The sequence below is a fragment of the Candidatus Frankia alpina genome (assembly GCF_902806485.1).
Classification (GTDB): Bacteria; Actinomycetota; Actinomycetes; order Frankiales; family Frankiaceae; genus Frankia; species Frankia alpina.
Map to the genome: position 1 here is coordinate 1 of NZ_CADCWT010000543.1, position 672 is coordinate 672.

General features: G+C 66.5%; 1 protein-coding gene and 1 pseudogene. Both read left to right on the top strand.

Annotation, left to right across the window (positions count from 1 at the left end; all coding sequences use genetic code 11):
• A pseudogene (locus tag G6R25_RS25735) lies at positions 1-192 on the top strand (hypothetical protein); the annotation flags it as partial.
• Between the two features lie 130 nt (positions 193-322).
• The gene (locus tag G6R25_RS24420) at positions 323-661 is read left to right on the top strand and encodes a phosphotransferase (RefSeq protein WP_163554697.1); all 339 of its coding nucleotides are present in this window, start codon (positions 323-325) and stop codon (positions 659-661) included.
• Positions 662-672: the final 11 nt, after the last annotated feature.

Genomic DNA, 672 nt, shown 5'->3' on the forward strand with positions numbered 1-672 from the left:
AGTGACCTTCGCGCGGCCCTGGTCTTCGCCACACTCGCCGACGAGCTGCGCTGGATCGCGGACGCGGTCCCAGGCGCAGACATCGCCACTATCCGCCTCACCGCAGAGAGATCGGTTCAGGTGCGCACGCGCAGCTGGCCCGCAGCACCCGGCAGCTTGAAGCGATCGCTGGGAGTGACCAGCTGGGAGTGACCGTCCTGGACACCACCAGCCAGACCGTCACCGCAACCGCCGCCCAGATCCTGGATCTCTGGCTCAACCGGCCAGTAAACTGACCACGCCGAGCCGCTTCATTCCAGAAGGTCCCGTATCTGACGGGAAGATGCACACGGACAAGATCGACATCGATGCTCCCCAGGTCCGCCGGTTGATCGCAGCGCAGTTCCCGCAGTGGACGCGCCTGCCCCGTATCCCCGCGGCGGCCGAGCAGGTGGACAAGGAGCAGCGGTGGCTGTCACGGCTCGCGCCACTGTTGCCACTGGCCGTCCCGGTCCCGCTGGGCCGGGGCAGACCCGACCAGGGCTACCCATGGACCTGGTCGGTCTACCGATGGCTCGACGGCGAGAGCCTGCTCGCCGAGCCGGTCACCGATCCGCCCCACCTCGCCGTCGAGCTAGCCCGAGTTTCCATCGATCTTGGTCTCTTCCAAGCCTTTTCGTAGGTGAGAGAAAA